Genomic DNA, 4755 nt, shown 5'->3' on the forward strand with positions numbered 1-4755 from the left:
GGTGCAGCGCCTCGGCCAGCGCGTGCGCGGCCCAGGCGGGGGGCACGCCGTCGTCGTCCCGCTCGGCCCGCGCGTCGTCGATGCGCGCGGTGACCGCCACCAGCGTCTCGGCCCCGCCCAGCTCGCAGGCCGCGAGCGGCTCGGTGAGGCCGCCGTCCCCGGCGAGCGCGTCCAGCAGCCGTCCGGCGGCCGTGCGCCGGGCGCCCGCGGCGGCGCGGTCGCGGATGGCGAGCGGGGCGAGCAGGTCGGCCAGCGCGCGCAGCATCGGCTCGGCCGCCGCGGCCCGGGTGTGCGGGCGCAGCCGCCAGCCGTCGAACGGCGAGCCGTCCTGCGGGCCGACCGGCAGTCCGGCGTCGCCGCGCCCGGCGGACGGCACCGGGGCGGCGGTGGCGGCGACGGCCCTGCCGCCGGCGGTGGCGATCGAGCAGTCCGGCACGCCGAGCCGGCCGACCGCGTGCGCCAGCACCTCGCCGGGCTCGGCGCCCGCGTGGATCAGGTCGAGCAGGTCGTGCCGGACGGTCTCCGGGATGGCGGCGGTGTCCTGCGAGCCGGCGCGCAGGTCGCCCCAGAGCCGCAGGGAGACGCGGTCGGTGACGGCGCGGAAGCTGGTCCCGGCGGGTACCGCGAGCAGCGGGATGCCGTGGGTGCGGCAGGCCTCGGCGAGGCTGTCGGGGACGCTGCCGTGGGTGCCCTCGCCGGCCAGCAGGGCGGCCACGCCGGCGCTGCGCAGCGCGGTGGCGAAGCGCAGCGCGCCGGTGGCGTCGGCGGGCTGCCACCAGACCAGGCCGGTGAGCACGAGCTCGCCGGGCTGGAGGTAGCGGGCCGGGTCCTGGAGGTCGGTGGAGCTGATGCCGGTGACCGGGCGGTCGAGGAGGTTCGGTGTGCTCCAGGCCGACCGGATGCCGAGGTTGTCGAGGTGCAGCAGGTCACCGACGATCATTTTTCGCCGCCTCTCGCATTTGCAAGGTTCACATTCGCATGAGCATCGTAAATGCAAGTGGTGAGGGGGTGAGGCTTCTCGTGGGATCATCCAGCGCGGGCGTCGGTGGCAGGGTGTGGAACCGGCCGTCCGGACGATTGCGGTTACCGGCTCTGATGGGCATCATCCATCGCAGATGCGGCTGAAAGGTTCCTTTCATCGTCGCATCTGCGAATGCCGTGGATCCCGTTCGGGTAACCCTCTCCCGGGCTGCGGCGGAGCGGCCCGGGAGGAGGGCGAGCACATGACCCCGGCGAGACCCACCGTCCGGCTGCACGGGCACCTGGACCGGCCCGCCGAGCTGACCGTCGACGAGCTGCGAACCCTCCCCGCGCACCGCGTCGAGGTGAGCTTCGACTGCCGGACGGAGGGCGAGCAGCGCCACGGCTACGAGGGCCCGGCCCTGTGGGACGTGCTGCGCGCGGCCCGGCCGCGGATCGACTTCAGCGGCCGCAAGCAGCGGCTGCGCTTCCTGCTGTCGGTCGGCGGCGCGGACGGCCACCGGGCGGTCGTCTCCTGGGCGGAGATCGACCCGGACTTCGGCGGCCAGGAGATCCTGCTGGCCACCAGCATGGACGGCGCCCCGCTGGACGCGGCGGGGCCGCAGCTGGTCGTCCCGGACGACCACTGCGGGGCCCGCTACGTCAGCGGCGTCACCGACGTGTGGCTGGGGCCTGCATTCCGGCCGCTCGGCGAGTCCGCCCGCTGACGGCCCGGGCGGCTCGCACGACCGCGGCCGCTCAGGCCGTCGCGAGCGAGATCTCGGTCGACTTGATCAGGGCCACGACCGACGAACCGGCCGCGAGGCCCAGGTCGGCGGCGGCGTCGGCGGTGATCGCGGCGGTCAGCGCGCCGCCCGCGACGTCGACCTTGACCCCGGCCATGGCGCCGCCGGTGGCCACCTCGGTGACCGTGCCGGGGATCTGGTTGCGGATGCTCAGCCCGGCGACCGGGCCGGAGGCCAGGGCGACCTCGGTGGACTTCACGAGGGCCTGCACGGAGCTGCCCGCGCCCAGCCCGAGGTCCTTGACGGCGTCCACGGTGACGGCGGCGGTGAGCTCCTGCCCGGAGTCGAGGCGGACCTTGACGGTGGCCATCACCTCACCGGTCGTGACGGAGCTGACGGTGCCGGGCAGCTGGTTGCGGATGCTGAGGCTCATGAGAGGTGCCTTCCGATCGTGTTCCCGGAGTGGGAACGGAGGAGGTTCCGGCCGTGTCCACTCCCCACCTTACCGATCGAAAAATCGCAGGTCAGACAGGGTTTGATGGTCCCTCCGGAGGCGTATCGCAGCTACTAGGACGATCACCCCCGCGCCCTCGCATCCGCCGGTCCGGGCTCGGTTCGATGTTCCGACCAGGCCCGGAGCGAAGCCGCTGGGACAAGGCCCTTTAACCACTCGCCCGACGCCGGTTTCCGTGCCAACATGCCGCATATGGGGACGATCCTGCACGGCACCCTCGTCACGCTCAGGCCCGCCACCGGGGACGACATCCCGGCGCTGGCGGCGATCCGCGGCACGCCCGAGGTCTACGCCCGCTGGCGCGGCGGCGAGGACCTCGTCGACGAGGTCGCCACCGACCTCGAATCGCCCGACACCGAGACCCTCGCCGTCGAGCTGGGCGGCAAGGTGGTCGGCGCCATCCAGTGGTACGCCAACAACGACGACGACTACCGCCACGCCGGCATGGACCTCTACCTCGACCCGGGCGTCCACGGCCTCGGCCTCGGCACCGACGCGGTCCGCACCCTCGCCCGGCACCTCGTGCGCGACCACCACTACCACCGGCTGATCATCGACCCGGCCGCCGACAACGCCGCCGCGATCCGCTGCTACGAGAAGGTCGGCTTCCGGCCCGTCGGCACGATGCGCCGCTACGAGCGCGGCCCGGACGGCACCTGGCACGACAACCTGCTGATGGACCTGCTGGCCGAGGAGCTCGTCGACGGCTGACGGACCGTCCGGCCGGCAACGGGCGGCGTGCATGGACAACTGGCCCCAGGATGTACAGACATCTCGTCGTACATCTCGTCAGGGCTGTACAGACATCTCGCGTTCTTCCCGATGTACTGGGCAGTAGTTAACGTTCCGCTGCCATCCCCGAGCGGCCGTGACCCCGTGGCCGCCGGGATCCGCAGGGTAGACGAATCCCCCAGGAGAACGCCCATGCTCTCGCGTCGCACGGCCACCGCCCTCACCTCGGCGGCCGCCGCCGCACTGCTGCTCGGCGGCACCGCCCCCACCGCCGTCGCCGGCACCCAGGCGGCCCCGGCCACGCTGTCCGTCTTCGCCTTCAACGTCGACCTCGGCACCGCCATCGTCGACAGCACCCAGAACGAGCAGGCCGCCCGCCGCACCCCGGTGATCGAGCAGATCGTCCGTCAGCACAACGCGGACGTCGTCATCCTGGACGAGCAGTTCAACAACAGCTCGACCGCCGACATCAACGCCAAGCTCGCCGACCTCTACCCCTACCGCACCCCGGTGGTCGGCCAGACCTGCTCGGGCGGCGGCTGGACCGGCATCAGCGGCAACTGCTCCAGCTCGTGGTTCGTCATCAACGGCGGCACGATGATCCTCTCGAAGTACCCGATCGCCGCCCAGTACGCCCACGTCTTCGGCAACTCGACCTACGGCACCTGGGACTACCACGCCAACAAGGGCGCCGCGCTGGTCAAGGTGAACAAGAACGGCGCCACCGCGTGGGTCGTCGGCACGCACCTCCAGGCCGACGAGTCGGACACCTCCACCGACACCACCCAGGCCACCCGGCTCGGCCAGCTCGGCGAGATCCGCAGCTGGGTCGACGGCATCGCCGGCACCAGCGCGCCGGTCCTCATCGGCGGCGACCTCAACGTCGAGTACTTCCACGGCCAGGCCCGCGGCGACTACGCCAACGCCCAGAACGCGGTGAACGGCGTCCTCGGCACCCCGGCCACCGACCCGAACCAGACGCTGAACACCATGGACTGCCCGGCCTCGGCCTGGTGCCAGTACATGTCCGGCGTCGAGACCTTCCCGAAGGACTACCGGGACGACCTCGACTACATCGGCTACCTGAACGCCCCCGGCCGTCCGGTGCCCACCGCGATGTCCAACGTCCGGATCGACTTCGACCCGCAGGCGGGCTGGACCCCGGGCCAGGTGGACACCAACGCGCCCAGCGACCACTACCCGGTCGAGGCCACCTTCCAGCTCAACTAGCACCAGCTCCACGGGAGTTGCGTGCACCCCCGGCCCGTACGGCGGTCGCCCCACCAGCCGCCGTACGGGCCCGGGCGGGTGTCATGCGCGGACGTGCGCGGACACCATGCGAGGTCGTGCGGCTCAGTCCGGCCTCAGGCCGGCCTCAGACCGGCCCGGACGGGTTCGGGCAGCCGCACGAGCGGCGCAGCACCAGCCGGGCCGGGAAGGTCCGCGCTCCGGTCACCCGCCCCTCGGCGCCGCCGAGCACCAGGTCCACGGCGGCCCGCGCCATGTCCTCCTGCCCGGTCTCGACGGTGGTCAGCGCCGGACCGGCGATCACCGCCTCCGCGATGTCGTCGAACCCGGCCACCGCGAGCTCCTCCGGCACCCGGATCCCCAGGTCGTCGGCGGCCCGCAGCAGGCCTATCGCCTGGTCGTCCGTCGTGCAGAACACGGCGGACGGACGGTCCGGCCGGGACAGCAGCCGCAGCGCCTCCGCGTGCGCGCCTGCGAGGGGAAGCTCGGCGCGGTGCTCTTCGACCGCGGGCGCCACGGCGCACGCCCCACGGACGCCGGCGCGCGGGCAGTAGC

6 protein-coding genes are annotated in these 4755 nt (G+C 73.0%); 3 read left to right on the top strand and 3 right to left on the bottom strand.

The window, feature by feature from the left end:
• A partial coding sequence (locus tag AB0O00_RS29860; protein WP_363657015.1) for a PucR family transcriptional regulator ligand-binding domain-containing protein occupies window positions 1-940 on the bottom strand: 940 nt, incomplete at its 3' end.
• Window positions 941-1223: 283 nt separating this feature from the next.
• On the opposite strand from AB0O00_RS29860, the gene AB0O00_RS29865 reads away from it, so the two are divergent.
• A complete protein-coding gene (locus AB0O00_RS29865; RefSeq protein WP_363657017.1) occupies window positions 1224-1688 on the top strand; it encodes a molybdopterin-dependent oxidoreductase in 465 nt (154 codons plus the stop codon).
• A 31-nt stretch (window positions 1689-1719) separates the two neighbouring features.
• Here the strand turns inward: AB0O00_RS29865 and AB0O00_RS29870 are convergent, their stop codons facing one another.
• Window positions 1720-2139 carry a TOBE domain-containing protein gene (locus AB0O00_RS29870; RefSeq protein ID WP_363657019.1) on the bottom strand — a complete coding sequence of 140 codons (420 nt, stop codon included), beginning with the start codon at window positions 2137-2139 and terminating at the stop codon, window positions 1720-1722.
• A gap of 273 nt (window positions 2140-2412) precedes the next feature.
• Between AB0O00_RS29870 and AB0O00_RS29875 the strand changes: the two genes are divergently transcribed.
• Both AB0O00_RS29875 and AB0O00_RS29880 read left to right on the top strand, forming a co-directional pair.
• Window positions 2413-2931 (top strand): GNAT family protein, encoded by a 519-nt coding sequence (locus tag AB0O00_RS29875; RefSeq protein ID WP_359974278.1) that lies wholly within the window; start codon window positions 2413-2415, stop codon window positions 2929-2931.
• 213 nt (window positions 2932-3144) lie between these two features.
• A complete protein-coding gene (locus tag AB0O00_RS29880) occupies window positions 3145-4182 on the top strand; it encodes a sphingomyelin phosphodiesterase (protein ID WP_363657021.1) in 1038 nt (345 codons plus the stop codon).
• A gap of 145 nt (window positions 4183-4327) precedes the next feature.
• On the opposite strand, the gene AB0O00_RS29885 is transcribed toward AB0O00_RS29880, so the two are convergent.
• A partial coding sequence (locus AB0O00_RS29885) for a substrate-binding domain-containing protein (RefSeq protein ID WP_363657023.1) occupies window positions 4328-4755 on the bottom strand: 428 nt, incomplete at its 5' end.

Source organism: Kitasatospora sp. NPDC093558, assembly GCF_040683475.1.
In the GTDB taxonomy this organism is placed as follows: domain Bacteria; phylum Actinomycetota; class Actinomycetes; order Streptomycetales; family Streptomycetaceae; genus Kitasatospora.

Bases quoted from the DNA above. Each gene is read 5' to 3' on its own strand.
- AB0O00_RS29875 (WP_359974278.1), top strand. From the start codon at position 2,413: ATGGGGACGATCCTGCACGGCACCCTCGTCACGCTCAGGCCCGCCACC.
- AB0O00_RS29870 (WP_363657019.1), bottom strand. From the start codon at position 2,139: ATGAGCCTCAGCATCCGCAACCAGCTGCCCGGCACCGTCAGCTCCGTC.
- AB0O00_RS29880 (WP_363657021.1), top strand. From the start codon at position 3,145: ATGCTCTCGCGTCGCACGGCCACCGCCCTCACCTCGGCGGCCGCCGCC.
- AB0O00_RS29865 (WP_363657017.1), top strand. From the start codon at position 1,224: ATGACCCCGGCGAGACCCACCGTCCGGCTGCACGGGCACCTGGACCGG.